Annotated in this window: 16 protein-coding genes; 2 read left to right on the plus strand and 14 right to left on the minus strand. The window is 72.2% G+C overall.

The genetic code is table 11. The features are described from left to right. Nucleotides 1-48: 48 nt before the first annotated feature. The 4 genes from ACFWGP_RS12290 to infC form a co-directional block, all read right to left on the minus strand. On the minus strand, nucleotides 49-849 hold the full coding sequence (locus tag ACFWGP_RS12290; RefSeq protein ID WP_231431286.1) for an RNA methyltransferase: 801 nt from the start codon (nucleotides 847-849) through the stop codon (nucleotides 49-51). A gap of 101 nt (nucleotides 850-950) precedes the next feature. Next, nucleotides 951-1,337 carry a 50S ribosomal protein L20 gene (rplT, locus tag ACFWGP_RS12295; protein WP_231431287.1) on the minus strand — a complete coding sequence of 129 codons (387 nt, stop codon included), beginning with the start codon at nucleotides 1,335-1,337 and terminating at the stop codon, nucleotides 951-953. Nucleotides 1,338-1,369: 32 nt separating this feature from the next. After that, nucleotides 1,370-1,564 carry a 50S ribosomal protein L35 gene (gene rpmI, locus ACFWGP_RS12300; RefSeq protein ID WP_231431288.1) on the minus strand — a complete coding sequence of 65 codons (195 nt, stop codon included), beginning with the start codon at nucleotides 1,562-1,564 and terminating at the stop codon, nucleotides 1,370-1,372. A gap of 54 nt (nucleotides 1,565-1,618) precedes the next feature. Further along, nucleotides 1,619-2,239, minus strand: coding sequence for a translation initiation factor IF-3 (gene infC / locus ACFWGP_RS12305; RefSeq protein WP_231432349.1), 621 nt, complete (start codon nucleotides 2,237-2,239; stop codon nucleotides 1,619-1,621). A gap of 307 nt (nucleotides 2,240-2,546) precedes the next feature. Here infC and ACFWGP_RS12310 point away from each other — a divergent pair, with 307 nt between their 5' ends. Next, nucleotides 2,547-2,930: a DUF1844 domain-containing protein gene (locus ACFWGP_RS12310; protein ID WP_374201166.1), complete on the plus strand. Its 384-nt coding sequence runs from the start codon at nucleotides 2,547-2,549 to the stop codon at nucleotides 2,928-2,930. A 23-nt stretch (nucleotides 2,931-2,953) separates the two neighbouring features. Here ACFWGP_RS12310 and ACFWGP_RS12315 read toward each other — a convergent pair whose 3' ends face one another. From ACFWGP_RS12315 to ACFWGP_RS12355, 9 genes are all read right to left on the minus strand, one after another. Beyond that, a complete protein-coding gene (locus ACFWGP_RS12315) occupies nucleotides 2,954-3,760 on the minus strand; it encodes a DNA-formamidopyrimidine glycosylase family protein (protein ID WP_376931059.1) in 807 nt (268 codons plus the stop codon). Continuing rightward, the gene (locus ACFWGP_RS12320) at nucleotides 3,747-8,300 is read right to left on the minus strand and encodes an ATP-dependent helicase (protein WP_376931060.1); all 4,554 of its coding nucleotides are present in this window, start codon (nucleotides 8,298-8,300) and stop codon (nucleotides 3,747-3,749) included. The genes ACFWGP_RS12315 and ACFWGP_RS12320 overlap by 14 nt, the downstream gene beginning before the upstream one ends. Before the next feature lie 35 nt (nucleotides 8,301-8,335). Then, nucleotides 8,336-9,742 carry a pyridoxal-dependent decarboxylase gene (locus ACFWGP_RS12325; protein WP_231431292.1) on the minus strand — a complete coding sequence of 469 codons (1,407 nt, stop codon included), beginning with the start codon at nucleotides 9,740-9,742 and terminating at the stop codon, nucleotides 8,336-8,338. Between the two features lie 125 nt (nucleotides 9,743-9,867). Beyond that, nucleotides 9,868-10,719 carry an SseB family protein gene (locus ACFWGP_RS12330; RefSeq protein ID WP_231431293.1) on the minus strand — a complete coding sequence of 284 codons (852 nt, stop codon included), beginning with the start codon at nucleotides 10,717-10,719 and terminating at the stop codon, nucleotides 9,868-9,870. Nucleotides 10,720-10,729: 10 nt separating this feature from the next. After that, a complete protein-coding gene (gene priA / locus ACFWGP_RS12335) occupies nucleotides 10,730-11,476 on the minus strand; it encodes a bifunctional 1-(5-phosphoribosyl)-5-((5-phosphoribosylamino)methylideneamino)imidazole-4-carboxamide isomerase/phosphoribosylanthranilate isomerase PriA (RefSeq protein ID WP_231431294.1) in 747 nt (248 codons plus the stop codon). A 124-nt stretch (nucleotides 11,477-11,600) separates the two neighbouring features. Further along, complete coding sequence (gene hisH, locus ACFWGP_RS12340; RefSeq protein ID WP_231431295.1) at nucleotides 11,601-12,239, minus strand: imidazole glycerol phosphate synthase subunit HisH; 639 nt, start codon at nucleotides 12,237-12,239, stop codon at nucleotides 11,601-11,603. After that, nucleotides 12,236-12,850, minus strand: a complete 615-nt coding sequence (gene hisB / locus ACFWGP_RS12345) for an imidazoleglycerol-phosphate dehydratase HisB (RefSeq protein WP_231431296.1) — start codon at nucleotides 12,848-12,850, stop codon at nucleotides 12,236-12,238. The genes hisH and hisB overlap by 4 nt, the downstream gene beginning before the upstream one ends. Then, complete coding sequence (locus ACFWGP_RS12350) at nucleotides 12,847-13,980, minus strand: histidinol-phosphate transaminase (protein WP_376931061.1); 1,134 nt, start codon at nucleotides 13,978-13,980, stop codon at nucleotides 12,847-12,849. The genes hisB and ACFWGP_RS12350 overlap by 4 nt, the downstream gene beginning before the upstream one ends. Nucleotides 13,981-14,038: 58 nt before the next feature. Beyond that, nucleotides 14,039-14,431 (minus strand): LysM peptidoglycan-binding domain-containing protein, encoded by a 393-nt coding sequence (locus ACFWGP_RS12355; RefSeq protein WP_231431298.1) that lies wholly within the window; start codon nucleotides 14,429-14,431, stop codon nucleotides 14,039-14,041. A 256-nt stretch (nucleotides 14,432-14,687) separates the two neighbouring features. Here ACFWGP_RS12355 and lexA point away from each other — a divergent pair, with 256 nt between their 5' ends. Further along, on the plus strand, nucleotides 14,688-15,374 hold the full coding sequence (lexA, locus tag ACFWGP_RS12360) for a transcriptional repressor LexA (RefSeq protein ID WP_374201129.1): 687 nt from the start codon (nucleotides 14,688-14,690) through the stop codon (nucleotides 15,372-15,374). A gap of 102 nt (nucleotides 15,375-15,476) precedes the next feature. Here lexA and ACFWGP_RS12365 read toward each other — a convergent pair whose 3' ends face one another. Further along, nucleotides 15,477-16,238 carry an alpha/beta fold hydrolase gene (locus ACFWGP_RS12365; protein WP_231431299.1) on the minus strand — a complete coding sequence of 254 codons (762 nt, stop codon included), beginning with the start codon at nucleotides 16,236-16,238 and terminating at the stop codon, nucleotides 15,477-15,479. Nucleotides 16,239-16,279: the final 41 nt, after the last annotated feature.

Here is a 16,279-nt window from a genome sequence, read left to right on the forward strand (position 1 = left end):
TTCGCGGCGCGTTTACCGATTCGTGACCAGACGGGGCCGGCTCGATGATCAGCTGCGCTGCGCGAAAGCGCTCTCGTAGAGGCACACCGAGGCCGCCGTGGCGAGGTTCATCGACTCCGCGTGCCCGTAGATCGGCACGGTGACGATCCGGTCGGCGAGCGCGAGCTGCTCGTCGGGCAGACCCCGCGCCTCGTTGCCGAAGAGCCAGGCGGTCGGCTTCGCGAGGACGCCGTCGTTGCGTGCTGCGAGCAGGTCTTCGCCCTTGACGTCGGCGGCGAGGACTGTGAGCCCGGCCGCGCGCGCGCGTTCGAGCACGTCGTCGAGGTCGGCGCCGATCGCGACCGGGAGGTGGAAGATCGATCCGGTCGACGAGCGCACGACCTTCGGGTTGTAGAGGTCGACGGCACGGCCCGTCATGATGACCGCGTCGGCGCCGGCGGCGTCGGCCGCGCGCACGATCGTGCCGGCGTTGCCGGGGTCGCGCACCTCTTCGAGGATCGCGATGAGCTTCGGGGACGCCGCGAACACGTCTTTCACCGCGGTCGGGAACTGCCGGCACACGGCGGCGAATCCCTGCGGGGTGACCGTGTCGGCCATCGACGCGAGCACCTCTTCGGTGACGTACTGGGCGGTGAGCCCGGCGCGGACGGCCGCCTCGGCGATCTCGGGGTACCGATCGAGCGCGGTCGGCGTGGCGAAGAGCTCGACGAGGAGCTCGGGACGGAACTCGAGCGCCTCGGCGACGGCCTGCGGTCCCTCGAGCAGGAACAACCCGCTCTCGGCTCTCGCCGCCTTCTTGGCGAGCTTCGCGACAGCGCGGACGCGTGGCGAGCGGGGGTTCTCGAGCATGGTCCCAGTCTATTCAAGGGGATGCCCCGGCTGCGGCATCCCTCGGACGACGAACGGCCCGGCACCTGGGGTGCCGGGCCGTTCGAGACGGAAGGTCGCGCTTACGCGGCGGTCTTCGGGGCCGAGGTGTCGGCAGGCAGCGCCTTCTTCGCGGTCTCGACGAGCGCCGCGAACGTGGCGGGCTCGTTCACCGCGAGCTCGGCGAGGATGCGACGGTCGACCTCGACGCCGGCCAGGCCGAGGCCCTGGATGAGGCGGTTGTAGGTGAGGCCGTTCTGACGCGAGGCCGCGTTGATCCGCTGGATCCACAGGCGACGGAAGTCGCCCTTCTTCTTGCGACGGTCGTTGTACGAGTAGACGAGGGAGTGGGTGACCTGCTCCTTCGCCTTGCGGTAGAGGCGCGACCGCTGACCGCGGTAGCCCTCGGCGCGCTCGAGGATGACCCGACGCTTCTTGTGCGCATTGACAGCGCGCTTCACTCTTGCCATGACTCTGTTTCTTCCTTAGCGGGTCTCGCGGCTCAGCGGCCGAGAAGCTTCTTGATGACCTTGGTGTCGGGCGCCGAGGCGACCTTGTCCTGGTTCAGACGGCGCGTGCGCACCGAGGACTTGCCCTCGAGGTTGTGGCGCATACCGGCCTGCTGCTTCTTGATCTTGCCGGTGCCGGTGATCTTGAAGCGCTTCTTGGACCCGGAGTGGGTCTTCTGCTTCGGCATCTCGTGTTTCTCCTTGGTTCTGCCGTCACGCGGGTGACGGACGGGGTGTTCGGCCTACGCCTCGGTCGGCTCGGCCGTCTGCGAGTCGGACTCGGCCGGGGCTTCCGCCGCCGGCCGGGCCTTCGCCGCAGCACGCTGTGCATTCGCCTCGGCCTTGGCCTCGGACTTGTTCTTCAGGGGCGCGATGACCATGACCATGTTGCGGCCGTCGATCGTGGGGTTGTGCTCGACCGTGCCGAACTCCGCCACGTCTTCCGCGAAGCGCTGGAGGAGGCGGACACCCATCTCGGGACGCGACTGCTCGCGGCCGCGGAAGAGGATCATCGCCTTGACCTTGTCGCCGGCCTTCAGGAAGCCGACGGCGCGCTTCATCTTGGTCTCGTAGTCGTGCTTGTCGATCTTGAGGCGGAACCGGACCTCTTTGAGGATGGTGTTCGCCTGGTTGCGCCGGGCCTCTTTCGCCTTCTGCGCAGCCTCGTACTTGTACTTGCCGTAGTCCATGATCTTGACGACCGGCGGACGCGAGTTCGGTGCGACCTCGACGAGGTCGAGGTCGGCCTCCTGCGCGAGCCGCAGGGCCACCTCGATCTTCACGACGCCGACCTGCTCTCCGCCAGGACCCACGAGGCGGACCTCGGGAACACGGATACGGTCGTTGGTACGCGGATCGCTGATGCGTGTACTCCTCTACTCAAGCTGTTTCATGCGCCGAAGGAGGAGATTCACGTATTCGCGCGGATTCTCACCGCGGCTCATACGGCACCCTGTCTACTTCCACACGTCGATCTCGCGATCGGCGGCGTGGAAGCGGAGTGCAATCGACCCGGTAACCTTGATGAAGCGGTATGCGCGGGTGGGAGGATCTCCACTTTCGTACCGGGGAGAAGCCCCGGAGCCCGAAGTAGTCTAGCAGAGGATGTCTGTGACCTGGAATTCGCCCGCCGACGCGGGTTTCGACGAGTCCACCCCCGAGTCCGAGCGGATCGTCGCCGACGATCACGCGGCCGAACGCGTCGCGTACGACGAGACGGTCGCCGGCGAGGTCGAGGGAGCGACGCGCGACATCGCCGAGGTGCCGGCCGTCGAGATCATCACGACCACGGCGGTCCATCTCATGAGCGCGGCGGCCGTCAAGGTCGGCCTCGCCGACGACCCCGACTCGCAGCTCGACCTCGACGAGGCGCGCAAGCTCATCAACGCCCTCGCCGGGCTCATCACGGCGGGCGCCCCCGAGATCAGCGACATGCACGCGCGGTCGCTCCGCGACGGACTGCGCTCGCTGCAGCTCGCCTTCCGCGAGGCGTCGCCCATCCCCGACGCGATCGGGCAGGGTCCCGGCGAGAAGTGGACCGGCCCGGTCAGCTGACGGCGCCCGAAGCTCGCGCGCGGTCAGCGCTGGCAGCTCGGGCACCAGAAGACGACGCGCTCCTGCGGGTCGGTGACCGAATCCGCTCGTGCTCGACCGAGTTCGCCCCGCTCGATCGTCGTGCGGCAGCGCCGGCAGGGCTCGCCGCCACGGCCGTAGACCCAGAGCCGCTGCCCGCGCCGGTCGACGCCGGTGGTCACCCGCGCACGCCGGTCGCGATTCGCGACGATGAGGCGGCGGCCGAGATCGACGACTCCTGCGGGGTCGGTCACCTCGCCGACCGGGCGGTGGGGGCGGACACCCCGCAGGAAGCACAGCTCGTTGACGTACACGTTGCCGAGCCCGGCCAGGTTGCGCTGGTCGAGCAGGGCGACCGCGACCGGCACCTCGGGGTGCTCGCCGAGGCGACGGACGGCCTCAGCCGTGTGCTGAGGCCGCCAGCCGGGGTCGAGCAGGTCGGGGCCGAGGTGGGCGAGCATCGCGGCGTCTTCCGCACGCGGGACGACCTCGACCTCGCCGAGGTCGAATCCGACGACCTCCGCCTCGGTCGTGGCGAGCACGACACGCGCCCGGTGGGCCGGCTTCGTCCACCGCTCCCCCGACGCGAACACGCGCCACTCGCCCTCCATCTTGAGGTGGGTGCGGATGGTGTGCCCGGGCGTGCGGATGAGCAAGTGCTTGCCGCGGCTCACGACCTCCTCGACGCGCTCGCCCGCCAGGTCGACCGTGGCGTAGCGGGGCACCCGGAAGTCGGTTCGGGCGAACTCGTGCCCCGCGAGCACCGGACGCAGCATCGCGGCGACCTGGAAGACGGAGTCACCTTCGGGCATCGAGTCGCAGTCCCCTCGGCGTCTCCCCGAACCCCGCCGCCCGCAGAGCCGCCCCGAACGGGGTGCCGAGCACGAACGCGCCGTTCACCGACTCCACCGCGATCCGCCGCACCCGCCCCGCCGTGACGAGGCTCGCGACCGACCCCGCGGCGAGCGCGAGGAGCTCGTCGTCCTCGGTGTAGACGAGCACGGTCTTGCCGCCGCGCTCGACATAGGCGACCAGCTCGCCGTCGGCGACCACGACGATCGCACCGGCCTTTCGCGCAGCCCGATGCGAGCTCTCGCCCGGGGGGTCGGGCCACGGCAGCGCAGCGCCGTAGGCGTTCGCCGGGTCGGTCGCGGCGAGTGCGAGCACCCTGGGCGCGTCGGCGTCGCGCGTGTCGAGGTCGGAATGGCTCCGCAGTCGGTCGACGGCCCCCGGCGCTGCGAACTGGGCGGCGCCGAGGCGCTCGACGAAGTACCCACGGCGGGCGCGACCGGATTCCTCGAAGCCGCTGAGGGTCTTGTAGACGAGCGCGAAGCCGCCGACCACGCCCTCTGCGACGGCGGCGCCGCGCGTGACGACGCCGTAGCGGTCGAGCAGCATCTCACCGAGCGCGTGGGCGCGGCGGGTGGGGTCGGAATCGGCCACCGGCAGGATCGACCATCGACCGGCGACCGACGGCGGGCCGGTGCGACTCGGCATCGTCGCCCGCGGGAGGGACCGGCCCCGCAGCATCCGCGCCCTGGGTACCGGTCGCGATGCCTTGTGCGCGCTGCGCCCGCCGCTCGTGAGCGCCCGCACGGGCGAGAAGGTGTCGTTCGTGACGAGACCCGCCCAGACGAGGCCCCAGAGCGCCTCGACGAGGGCGCCGTCGTCGACGGGGGCCTCGCCGAACTCGGACGGCACGGTGCCGAAGGCGCCGACGGCGTCGGCGAGCTGACGGAAGAAGAACGCGCCGCCCGACCCGAGTGCGACCAGCACCTCGCGCTGGAGCGGCGTGAGGTCGGTGTCGATCGGCGGGGCCAGCGTGAGCGGTGCCGTCTCGGCCGAGTGCAGGGTGATCCAGCCGTCGTCGCCGGCGAGTTCTCCGGCGCCGGCCCACAGCACCTCCCCGCTCGCCATGAGCTCGTCGAGCATGGCGGGGCTGTAGTCGGCGACACGCGACGGCAGGACGAGCGACTCCCAGGCCGAGGCGGGCAGGCGCACCCCCTCGAGCTGTTCGATCGTGCTCGCGACCCCGTCGATGCCCCTCAACCCGCCGCCGACCTGCTGCCATGCCGGCACGAACCGCGCGAGGGCGCGCTGGGGCACCGGCTCGATCTCGTGCCGGAGGGCCGCGAGCGAGCGCCGGCGGAGCCGCCGCAGCACCTCGGCGTCGCACCACTCGGTCGACGTGCCGTGGGGGCGGAACTCGCCCTCGACGACCCTCCGTTCGTCGGCCAGTCGGCGTAGCGCGGCCCGTGCCACCGCCACCCCGATTCCGAACCGGTCGGCGACCTCGTCGACGGCGAACGGTCCGTGGGTGCGGGCGTACCGGCTGATGAGGTCGCCCATCGGGTCGGCCACGTGCTCGCCGAACGCGACGGCCACGCCCGGTGGCACCGGAACGCCGAGGGCGTCGCGGAGGCGGCCCACGTCTTCGACGGCGGCGAGGTGCTCGCGACCGGCGAACCCGACGCGCACGGCTCGCCGCGCCGCGACGAGCTCGGCCACGGCCGACGCCGGGTCGGTCGACTCATCGACTCGCACGGCGATCTCGTCGTCGGTGAGCGGGCCGAGCGCCATCAACAGGTCGGCGACGCCCTCCGTGCCCCGAGCACGGCGCTCGGGATCGAGGCGTTGGAGCTCGCGCTCGGTCTGCTCGATGACGCCGGGGTCGAGGAGCTCGCGCAGCTCGACCCGGCCGAGCAGCTCGCCGAGCAGCGACTGGTCGATCGCGAGGGCCGCGGCGCGGCGCTCGGCGAGCGGCGAGTCGCCCTCGTACATGAACGCGCCGACGTAGCCGAACAGCAGCGTGCTCGCGAACGGGCTCGGCGACTCGGTCGTGGTCTCGACGAGGCGCACCCGGCGCGCGGCGAGGTCGGCGGCGATCTCGACGAGGCCCGGCACGTCGTAGACGTCTTGCAGCACTTCGCGCACCGTCTCGAGGATGATCGGGAAGGTCGGGAACGCGCTCGCGACCTCGAGCAGCTGCGCCGCCTTCTGCCGCTGCTGCCAGAGCGGTGACCGGCGCCCGGGCTGGTAGTGAGGCAGCAGCAGGGCGCGCGCCGCGCACTCGCGGAATCGACTCGCGAACAGCGCCGAACCGCCGACCTCGTCGGTGACGAGCTGCTCGAGCTCGGCCGCCTCGAAACGGAAGAGGTCGGCGCCGGGAGGCTCGTCGCCCGTGTCGGGGATGCGCACGATGATGCCGTCGTCGACCGCGACCGCGGCGCCGTCGACCCCGTGCCGCTCGCGCACCCGCGCCGCGACGGCGAGCGCCCACGGCGCGTGCACGGGCATGCCGAACGGCGAGTGCAGGATGACGCGCCAATCGCCCAGCTCGTCGCGGGTGCGCTCGACCACGAGGGTGCGATCGCTCGGCACCGCCCCCGTGGCGCGCGCCTGGTCGGCGAGGAAGGCGATGAGGTTCGTGGTGGCGTTCTCGTCGAGCCCGGAGGCCGCGATGCGCGAGCGAGCCTCGGGCTCGGTCGCCGTCGACACCTCGCGCATGAACGCTCCGAGCGCGCGGCCGAGCTCGACGGGCCGCCCGAGCCCGTCGCCCTTCCAGAAGGGGACGCGGCCCGGCTGGCCGAAGGCCGGCACGACGTTGACGCGGTCGAATGTGATCTCCTGGATGCGCCAGCTCGTCGCGCCCAGCGCGAAGACGTCGCCGACGCGCGACTCGTAGACCATCTCCTCGTCGAGCTCGCCGACGCGGCGGCCGGTGGTCTCGTCGCCGCCGACGAGGAAGACGCCGAACATGCCCCGGTCGGGGATGGTGCCGCCGCTCGTGACGGCGAGCCGCTGCGCCCCGGGGCGCCCGGTCACGACGCCGGCCTCGCGGTCCCAGACGACGCGCGGCCGGAGCTCGCCGAAGCGGTCCGACGGATATCGGCCCGCGAGGAGGTCGAGCGTCGCCTCGTAGGCCGAGCGCGGCAGCGTCGCGAACGGGGCCGCGCGGCGCACGGTCGCGAACCAGCCCTCGACGTCGAGTTCGTCGACGGCTGCGGCCGCGATCGTCTGCTGGGCGAGGATGTCGAGCGGGTTCGCCGGCACCCGCATGGTCTCGATGAGCCCACCGAGCATGCGTTCGGCCGCGACCGCCGTGTGCACGAGGTCGGCTCGGTGCTTGGGGAACATGGCGCCGCGCGACACCTCGCCGACCTGGTGCCCCGCGCGCCCCAGCCGCTGGAGCCCGCTCGCGACGGAGGGCGGCGCCTCGACCTGCACGACGAGGTCGACCGCGCCCATGTCGATGCCGAGCTCGAGGCTCGAGGTCGCCACGACGCAGCGCAGCCGCCCCGACTTCAGGTCGTCTTCGATGTCGGCGCGCTGCTCTTTGCTGACCGAGCCATGATGGGCGCGGGCGATGACGGCCGGCGCACCGACGGTCTGGCCCGACTGCGCCATGAGTGCCGCCGGGGGCCCGGCCGCGGCCGCCGCGGTGACGAGCTCGGCGCGTTCGAGCTCGTCGAGGTGCAGTTCGTTCAGGCGGGCGGTGAGCCGCTCGGCCAACCGCCTCGAGTTCGCGAAGACGATCGAGGAGCGGTGCTCGAGCACGCGATCGAGGATCGCCTGTTCGACGTGCGGCCAGATCGAGCCCGTCGCATCGTCGTTCGCGGGCAGTTGCGCCATGTCTTCGACGGGCACGACCACGCGCAGGTCGAATCGCTTGTCGGCCGGCGGCGCGACGACCTCGACCGGTGCGCTCGCGCAGAGGAACCGGGCCACCTCTTCGACGGGCCGCACGGTCGCCGAGAGCCCGATGCGCTGGGCCGGACGCTCGAGCAGTGCGTCGAGGCGCTCGAGCGACAGTGCGAGGTGCGCACCGCGCTTCGTGCCGGCGACCGCGTGGATCTCGTCGACGATGACGGTCTCGATCGAGCGCAACGTCTCACGCGCCTGCGAGGTCAGCATGAGGAAGAGCGACTCGGGCGTCGTGATGAGGATGTCGGGCGGCGTGCGCAGCAGCGCCCGACGCTCGTTCGCGGGCGTGTCGCCCGAGCGCACCCCGACGCTCACGCTCGGCGGCGTGGCGCCGAGGCGCTCGGCGACGCGGGCGATGCCGGTGAGCGGCGCGCGGAGGTTGCGCTCGACGTCGACGCCGAGCGCCTTGAGCGGCGACAGGTAGAGCACCCGGGTACCGGGCTCGGCGGCGGGCTCGGTCGTGAGCCGGTCGATCGCCGAGAGGAACGCCGACAGGGTCTTGCCCGATCCGGTGGGAGCGACGACGAGCGCGTGGGCGCCGCTCCCGATCGCCCGCCAGGCGCCCTGCTGCACCGCGGTGGGCGCGCGGAACGCCTCGGCGAACCACGTGCGCGTCGCCTCCGAGAAGGCCGCAAGCGCATCGGTCATGGCTCCATTCAATCCGATGCCGCCGACAACCGTTCTCAGCGCGGGTCTGCGGCGAGGGCGCGGGCGACGGCGGCGACCGTGCGATCGGCCTCGGTGGCGTCGGTCGCCCAGTTGCTCACCGAGAACCGCACGACCGCGCGATCGCGCCACCGCGACGTCATCGCGAGCACCTCACCCTCCTCCCAGAGCCGGGACGAGAGCGCCTCCGTCGCCGCATCGTCGGCGAGCGCGAGGCACACCTGGGTGAAGACGACGTCGTTCAGCACCTCCACGCCTGGCAGGCGAGCGACGCCGACGGCGATCCGCTTCGCGGAGTCGACGAGCCGTTCGACGAGCTCGGAGACGCCCTCGCGCCCGAGGGCGCGCAGCACCGCCCACGTCGGAACGCCGCGAGCACGCCGCGAAAGCTCCGGCACCCGCTCGTGCGGGTCGGCGACGGCGTCGCTCGCCTGCAGGTAGCTCGCATGCATGCTCAGCGCCCGCTGCATCGCGTGCTCGTCGCGCACGATCGCGATGCCGCAGTCGTACGGCACGCTGAGCGTCTTGTGCGCATCGGTCGACCACGAGTCGGCCGCCTCGTACCCCGCGACGAGGTGCCGCAGGCGCGGGCTGGCTCCCGCCCACAGCCCGAAGGCGCCGTCGACGTGCACCCAGGCGCCGGCCTCGTGCGCGACCCCGATCGCCCGGGCGAAGTCGTCGAACGATCCGGAATGGATGTTGCCCGCCTGGAGGACGACGATCGCCGGATCGGGATCGGCGGCGAGCACCGCTCCGAGCGCGCCGACGTCGATGCGCCCCTCGTCGTCCGCGGCGGCGACGACCGGTGCCCCGAGGCCGAGGTAGCGCCCGGCGAGGTCGACCGTACCGTGCCGTTCGGCGCCCACGACGAAGCGCACGCGCGGCGCTCCGAAGACGCCGTCCTGCGCCGCATCCCAGCCGGCCCTCCGCAGGAGTTCGTCGCGACCGGTCGCGAGCCCGACGAAATGCGCCATCGTGGCCCCGGTGGTGAAGCCGACCGCCGACCCGGCGGGCAGGCCGAGCAGATCGACGATCCACTCCCCTGCGAGCTCCTCGACCGCGGCGACGCCGGGCGTCGCGAACCGCAGCCCGGTGTTCTGGTCCCACGCCGAGACGAGCCAGTCGGCGGCGAGGGCGACCGGTTGCACCCCGCCCATCACCCAGCCGAAGAAGCGCGGCGAGCCGATGCCGAGCAGTCCCGGTTCGACGCCGTCGGCCAACCGCTCGACCACCTGTGCTGCCGGTTCACCGCGGCTCGGCAGCGCCCGACCCAGCAGTTCCTTCGCCGCATCGGCATCGATCTCGGGCGGGATCGGACGTTCGGCGACGCCGTCGAGCCAGCGTCTCGCCCGGTCGGACGCGATCTCCAGCGGTCGGTCGTATTCGGGTCGCCGCGCTCCGGCGGCCGACGGTCGCTCGGCCATGTTCCACCTGACTCCCGCGCACACGTGCGCGTTCCAGATGATGCTCCGCGATGCTCACGCGGTCAATGCCCAGTTCGGGCGGGATCTCGCGCACGGCTGAGGCGGCACTGCCTGCTTCCGCACGCTCAGGCGTCGCGACGACCGCCGACGAGTCGCACGGCGAGCGAGTCGACCCCTGTCGCGATCGCGTCGTCCTCCGCCCAACGCCGCGCGAGCCGAGCGGTCGTGGCATCGAGCTCCTCACGGGTGAGTCCGTCGACGAGCCGCAGCGTCACGACGAGCTCGGGCCCGGCGAGCCGCGCGAGCGGGTCGCCCGCGGCGAGGTCGACGCCGAGCACGGCGAGCTCGCTGCCGATCGAGCGCTCGAACGCCCGGCGCACGGCCTCGTCGTCGAAGGGCGGCGTCCACGGCTTCTGCTGGGCGACCGCCCACACGGCGGGTCGGCGCAGCACGAACTCGCCCGGCGATGCCGGGTCGAGCACGACGAGCTCGGTGCCGTCGTCGGCCGCGGCGAGCGCCACCCGGACGCCGTCGGCGGGCACAGGACGGGCGACCGGGTTCCAGGCGCGCATCGTATCCACCGACGAGAACACCGGCAGCACGCGACGCCCGTCGGGCCCGTCGACCGTCACGATCGAGAGTTCCTGGCTCTTGTCGACGGCGTGGCCGTGCGCGCCGGTCTCCGCTCCCCCGTCGCCGAGCTCGGCGAGCAGCGGGATCAGCAGCCTCGAGGCGCCGAACGCGGCGACGACACCGGCCTGTGAGCCGTCTCCGTCGTGGAATGCACGCAGCGCGGCACCGAGGGCGGCCGGGGTCGAGCCGTCGTCGCCCGCGTGCGGGTTCTCGTCGAACGCCCGGCCCGCCCACGGTACCCCCGCAGAATCCGCGAGATGCGCGGGAAGCGGCCTCGCGGTGCCGCCGGGCGTCGTGCCCGAGGCATCCTCGTCGTCCGCAGCGTTGCCGAGATCAGCGGTCATGCGCGCCGGCTCAGTTGCTCGCGACGTCGAGGGCCTCGGCGAGCGTGAAGGCGCCGGCGTACAGGGCCTTGCCGACGATCGCGCCCTCGAGGCCGAGCGGCACGAGCTCGCGCAGCGTGGCGAGGTCGTCGAGGCTCGAGATGCCGCCGGAGGCGACGACGGGGCGATGCGTGCGGTCCATCACCTGGCGCAGGAGCTCGACGTTCGGGCCCTGCAGCGTGCCGTCCTTCGTGACGTCGGTCACGACGTAGCGCGCGGCACCCGCCTCTTCGAGCCGGTCCATGACCTGCCACAGGTCGCCGCCGTCCTTCGTCCAGCCGCGGGCGGCGAGCGTCGTCCCGCGCACGTCGAGGCCGACGGCGATGGCCTCGCCGTACTGGGCGATGACCGAGGCGGCCCACTCCGGGTTCTCGAGGGCTGCGGTGCCGAGGTTGATGCGCTTGGCGCCGATCTCGAGAGCGTGCTCGAGCGACTCGTCGTCGCGGATCCCGCCCGACAGCTCGACGTTCACGCCGCGCACCTGGCGGATGACCTTCTTCAGGATGCCGCCGTTCGACCCGCGGCCGAACGCCGCGTCGAGGTCGACGAGGTGGATCCACTCGGCGCCCTGGTCGGCCCAGTCCACGGCCGCGTCGACCGGGTCGCCGTAGCTCGTCTCGGTGCCGGCCTCGCCCTTCGTCAGGCGGACGGCCTTGCCGCCCGCGACGTCGACGGCCGGCAGCAGCACGAGGCCGGGGGTCTTGTTGAACTCACTCATCACTACTGTCCTCGATCGCGATACGCCGTCGGCCGTGTTTCACCCGGCGCAGTGACGGCCGGCACAGTCACAGGATCATAGTCGCCCGCGCCGCGCGCGACGTGTCGCATGACGGTCGGATGACTCAGGCGAGTGCGCCGAGCCAGTTCGAGAGCAGCCGGATGCCCGCGTCCGACGACTTCTCTGGGTGGAACTGCGTCGCCGACAGCGGACCGTTCTCGACCGCGGCGAGGAAGCGCCCGCCGTGCTCGGCCCAGGTCAGCTTCGGCTGCGGGAACGGCGGCATCACGTCGAGGTGCCACGACTGCGCCGCGAACGAATGCACGAAGTAGAAGCGCTCGTCTTCGATGCCGTCGAACAGCACCGAGCCCGCGTCGGGCACGACGGTGTTCCAGCCCATGTGCGGCAGCACCTCGGCCGGAAGCTCGGTGACGGCCCCGGGCCACTCTCCGAGCCCCTCGGTGTCGACGCCGCGTTCGACGCCGTGCTCGAAGAGCACCTGCATGCCGACGCAGATGCCGAGCACGTGCCGGCCACCGGCGAGGCGCCGGTCGATGATCTCGTCGCCGCGCACCGCGCGGAGCTGGTCCATGACGGCCTTGAACGCGCCCACGCCGGGCACGACGAGGCCGTCGGCCTCCATCGCCGCTGCACGTGAGGCCGTGACCTCGACCTCCGCGCCAGCGCGTTCGAGCGCCTTCGCGGCCGAGTGCACGTTGCCCGACCCGTAGTCGAGCACCACGACGCGCCGGTTGCGGCTCACAGCGCACCCTTGGTCGACGGGATGCCGCTGACGAGCGGGTCGAGCGCCTTCGCCTGCCGGAATGCGCGCGCGAAGGCCTTGAACTCGGCCTCGGCGATGTGGTGCGGGTCGCGCCCGCCGAGCACCGTGACGTGCACGGTGAGCCCGGCGTTGAAGGCGATCGCCTCGAAGACATGCCGCACCATCGAGCCCGTGAAGTGACCGCCGATGAGGTGGAACTCGAAGCCCTCCGGCTCACCGGTGTGCACGAGGAACGGCCGCCCCGAGATGTCGACGACCGCCTGCGCGAGCGCCTCGTCGAGCGGCACGAGCGCGTCGCCGTAGCGCGAGATGCCGCGCTTGTCGCCGAGCGCCTCGCGGATCGCCTGCCCCAGCACGATGCCGGTGTCTTCGACGGTGTGATGCACGTCGATGTGAAGGTCTCCCGACGCGCGCACGGTGAGGTCGGTGAGCGAGTGCTTCGCGAACGCGGTGAGCAGGTGGTCGTAGAACGGCACGCCGGTCTCGATGTCGCTCGAGCCCGAGCCGTCGAGGTCGATCGACAGGTCGATGCTCGATTCGCTCGTCTCGCGCTGCACGCGCGCGGTGCGCGATCGGGGCTGGGCGGTCATGACTCGATCCTATTCTCGGTGGTGCCACCGGCCGCGCTGCTCGTCGCGACGGCCGCCGGCGCGAACACGGCGACCGCCTCGAGGAAGGCGGTGGTCTCGGCCTCGGTGCCCGCAGTCACCCGCAGGTGCCCGGGGATGCCGAGCTCCCTGATGAGGATGCCTCGCGCGAGCAGCCCCTCGAACACGGCGTGCGGGTCGTCGACCCCGCCGAACAGCACGAAGTTCGATCCGCTGCGGTGCGGGGCGAAGCCGAGTCGCGCGAGCTCGGTCGTGATGCGCTCGCGCTGGCGGCGGATGTCGTCGACCATCGCCAGCATCTCGTCGGCATGGGCGAGCGCGCCGAGCGCGGCGGCCTGGGTGAGCGCGGAGAGGTGGTACGGCAGGCGCACGAGCCGCAGGGCATCGATCGTGGCGGGGTCGGCGGCGAGGTAGCCGACGCGAGCGCCCGCGAACGCGAACGCCTTGCTCATCGTGCGGGAGACCACGAGCCGCGGCCGCCCCTCGAGCAGCGTGAGCGCACTCGGGGCACCGGGGTCGGCGAACTCGAAGTACGCCTCGTCGACGACGACGATGCCCCGTGCCGCGTCGGCGACGGCACGCACCGTGTCGAGCGACAGCGGCGTGCCCGTGGGATTGTTCGGTGCGCAGAGGAAGACGAGGTCGGGGTCGTGCTCGCGAACGGCGGCGACCGCCGTCTCGGCACTGAGCTCGAAGTCGTCGTCGCGGTCGGCGGCGATCCAGCGGGTGCCCGTGCCCGAGGCGAGCAGCGCGTACATGGAGTACGTCGGCGCGAATCCGAGCACCGAGCGGCCGGGCCCGCCGAACGCCTGCAGCACCTGCTGCAGCACCTCGTTCGAGCCGTTGGCGGCCCAGATCTGCTCGGGTGCGAGCCCGTGGCCGAGGTAGCCGGCGAGCGCCTCTCGCAGCTCGGTGAACTCGCGATCGGGGTATCGGTTCAACCGGAGGATCGCGGCGGCGACTCGGGCGACGATGTCGTGCGCCACGTCCTCGGGGATGGCATGCGTGTTCTCGTTGACGTTGAGGGCGACGGGCACCGCCTTCTGCGGCGCACCGTACGGGTCGCGACCACGGAGGTCGTCGCGGATGGGGAGGTCGTCGAGACTCGTCACCGAACCAGCCTAGCCACGCGACCCGTGACGCCCCCGGCGTGCGACCTCGTATGACCGCCTACTCCGAAGCGGGGACCGCGAGGCGCTGGCCCGGCTCGATCGTCGCACCGTCGAGCCCGTTGAGCCGGACGATCTCGGCGATCGTGTCGCGCGGGTCGGCCGACGGGTCGATCGCCTCGGCGATCTCCCAGAGCGAGCCCCCGGCACCCACCGTGACGTACTGCAGCGAATCGCCCCCGGCCAGGTCGGCGGCCGCACCGCCGGCGTTCAGCACGGCTGCGAGCGCCCAGAGGACGATCGGCAGTGCGGCGAGGGTCGTGAAGACAGCGCGCCCGCGACGGGTCAGCCGGAGGCGGGTGCGCGGTGCAGCCTCCGCACCGCCGTCGACACGGCCTGCGCGGGGCACCGGAACACCGGAACGGTACTCGTTCGTCACGATCGCTGCGCTCATGTCACCCTCCTGCGTGGGATCGCATCCGGCCCTCGGCCGGGAGGGCCGGATGCGAATCTCTGTTCCGAATATATCTTCGAACATCTTCGACTGCAAGCATCGGAGTGCGGGTTTCTCGGGGAGCGATCTCGCGACACACTCGAACGAATGTTTGCCGCTCCCGCCGCATGTGGATACAGTTTCGAATGTCTGGGAACAGTCGATCAGACACCACCGACATCCGATCGCGAAGGCGGTCGCAACGAGGGGCGGAACCGTGAAGAGCGACAACGACGTGCGCGAGACCGGCAGGGCACGCCGCCGCAAGAGCCTGAGCGCGAAGCAGATCGCGATCCTCGAGGTCGTGCAGCGTTCGGTGGCGACACGCGGCTACCCGCCGAGCATGCGCGAGATCGGTGACGCCGTCGGCCTCGCATCGCTGTCGAGCGTCACGCACCAGCTCAACCAGCTCGAACTCGCAGGCTACCTGCGGCGCGATCCGAACCGCCCCCGCGCGCTCGAGGTGCTCATCGAGCTGCCGGGCCTCGACGAGCGCCCTGCGTCGGCGGGCGATCCCGCGCCGGTCGGCGACGCGGCGATGGTCCCCCTCGTCGGCCGCATCGCGGCCGGCGTGCCGATCACGGCCGAGCAGCAGATCGACGAGGTGTTCCCGCTCCCCCGCCAGCTCGTCGGCAAGGGCGAGCTCTTCATCCTCAAGGTCGTCGGCGACTCGATGATCGACGCGGCCATCTGCGACGGCGACTGGGTGGTCGTGCGCTCGCAGCGCACCGCCGAGAACGGCGAGATCGTGGCCGCCATGCTCGACGGCGAGGCGACCGTCAAGGTGTTCCGCCAGCGCGACGGCCACACCTGGCTGCTGCCGCGCAACACCGCGTTCGAGCCGATCCTCGGCGACCAGGCCGAGGTCCTCGGCAAGGTCGTCGCCGTGCTGCGCGCGGTCTGAGCCCGCGGCCGCGCCGGCGGCGCGCGGTCTGAGCCCGCGGCCGCGCCGGCGGCGCGCGATCGGCGAGGCCGGGGACGTCGGGTGACGTGCGTCCGGAGGACGCTATGCGCTCGTCGCGCCTGCGGCGATCGCGCCCGCAGGCTGCGCCACCGAACGGAGCCAGCCGATCACCGCGTCCATGAACCCAGCATGATCGTCGCGGAAGACCGTGTGACCCGTGCCCGGCACCGTCGCGACGGTCATGCCCCGTCGGCGCAGGTCGGCCGCGACGCGCTCGGTGATGAGCAGGCTCTTCTCGGCGAGCAGCACGAGCGTCGGGGCGACGAGTCGGGCCGGCGGCACCAGCGGCCTGGTGTCGGCGAAGCCCAGCACGGTCCGCTTGTCCCAGTCGCGGAGGGTCGCCAGTTCGATGTCGACGTCGACCGCGCTCCACTTCGGGTTCATCCGCACGAGCGCGCCGCGCCGCGGCCTCGGGGCGATCGCGAAGAAGGCCTTGTACGCCAGGCCGCGCAGACCCGTCGGAAAGGCGAACGCGGGATCGACGTAGATCGCCGCCCGCGGCGCGAGCCGGTCGGCGACGAGGCTCGCGACGAGGCCGCCGAGCGAGTGCCCGAGCACGACGTCGGGGGGCCCGTCGAGCATGGGCTCGACCGTCTCGACCACGTCGTCGGCCCATGCGGCGGGCGAGTACCGACGCGCCCGCGGGCTGCGCCCGTGTCCGGCGAGGTCCACCGCGAGCACCCGGAAGCCCTGCGCCTCGAGTTCGTGCGTGACGCGGTGCCATGCGCGCGAGTCCGACATGATGCCGTGGATGAGGATGGCCGTGCGGGCGCCCGCGCCCGTCTCGTGAACCGCGAGTCGCATGCGATGACGGTACGCCGCCCGCCTGTGCATCGCCCCGGCGA

The sequence above is a fragment of the Agromyces sp. NPDC127015 genome (assembly GCF_042725165.1).
GTDB lineage: Bacteria > Actinomycetota > Actinomycetes > Actinomycetales > Microbacteriaceae > Agromyces > Agromyces chromiiresistens.

Coding starts and splice junctions, on each gene's coding strand:
- ACFWGP_RS12320 (WP_376931060.1), bottom strand. CDS start 8,300: ATGACCGATGCGCTTGCGGCCTTCTCGGAGGCGACGCGCACGTGGTTC.
- ACFWGP_RS12355 (WP_231431298.1), bottom strand. CDS start 14,431: ATGAGCGCAGCGATCGTGACGAACGAGTACCGTTCCGGTGTTCCGGTG.
- ACFWGP_RS12330 (WP_231431293.1), bottom strand. CDS start 10,719: ATGACCGCTGATCTCGGCAACGCTGCGGACGACGAGGATGCCTCGGGC.
- ACFWGP_RS12365 (WP_231431299.1), bottom strand. CDS start 16,238: ATGCGACTCGCGGTTCACGAGACGGGCGCGGGCGCCCGCACGGCCATC.
- ACFWGP_RS12325 (WP_231431292.1), bottom strand. CDS start 9,742: ATGGCCGAGCGACCGTCGGCCGCCGGAGCGCGGCGACCCGAATACGAC.
- ACFWGP_RS12315 (WP_376931059.1), bottom strand. CDS start 3,760: ATGCCCGAAGGTGACTCCGTCTTCCAGGTCGCCGCGATGCTGCGTCCG.
- rpmI (WP_231431288.1), bottom strand. CDS start 1,564: ATGCCGAAGCAGAAGACCCACTCCGGGTCCAAGAAGCGCTTCAAGATC.
- rplT (WP_231431287.1), bottom strand. CDS start 1,337: ATGGCAAGAGTGAAGCGCGCTGTCAATGCGCACAAGAAGCGTCGGGTC.
- priA (WP_231431294.1), bottom strand. CDS start 11,476: ATGAGTGAGTTCAACAAGACCCCCGGCCTCGTGCTGCTGCCGGCCGTC.
- hisB (WP_231431296.1), bottom strand. CDS start 12,850: ATGACCGCCCAGCCCCGATCGCGCACCGCGCGCGTGCAGCGCGAGACG.
- ACFWGP_RS12290 (WP_231431286.1), bottom strand. CDS start 849: ATGCTCGAGAACCCCCGCTCGCCACGCGTCCGCGCTGTCGCGAAGCTC.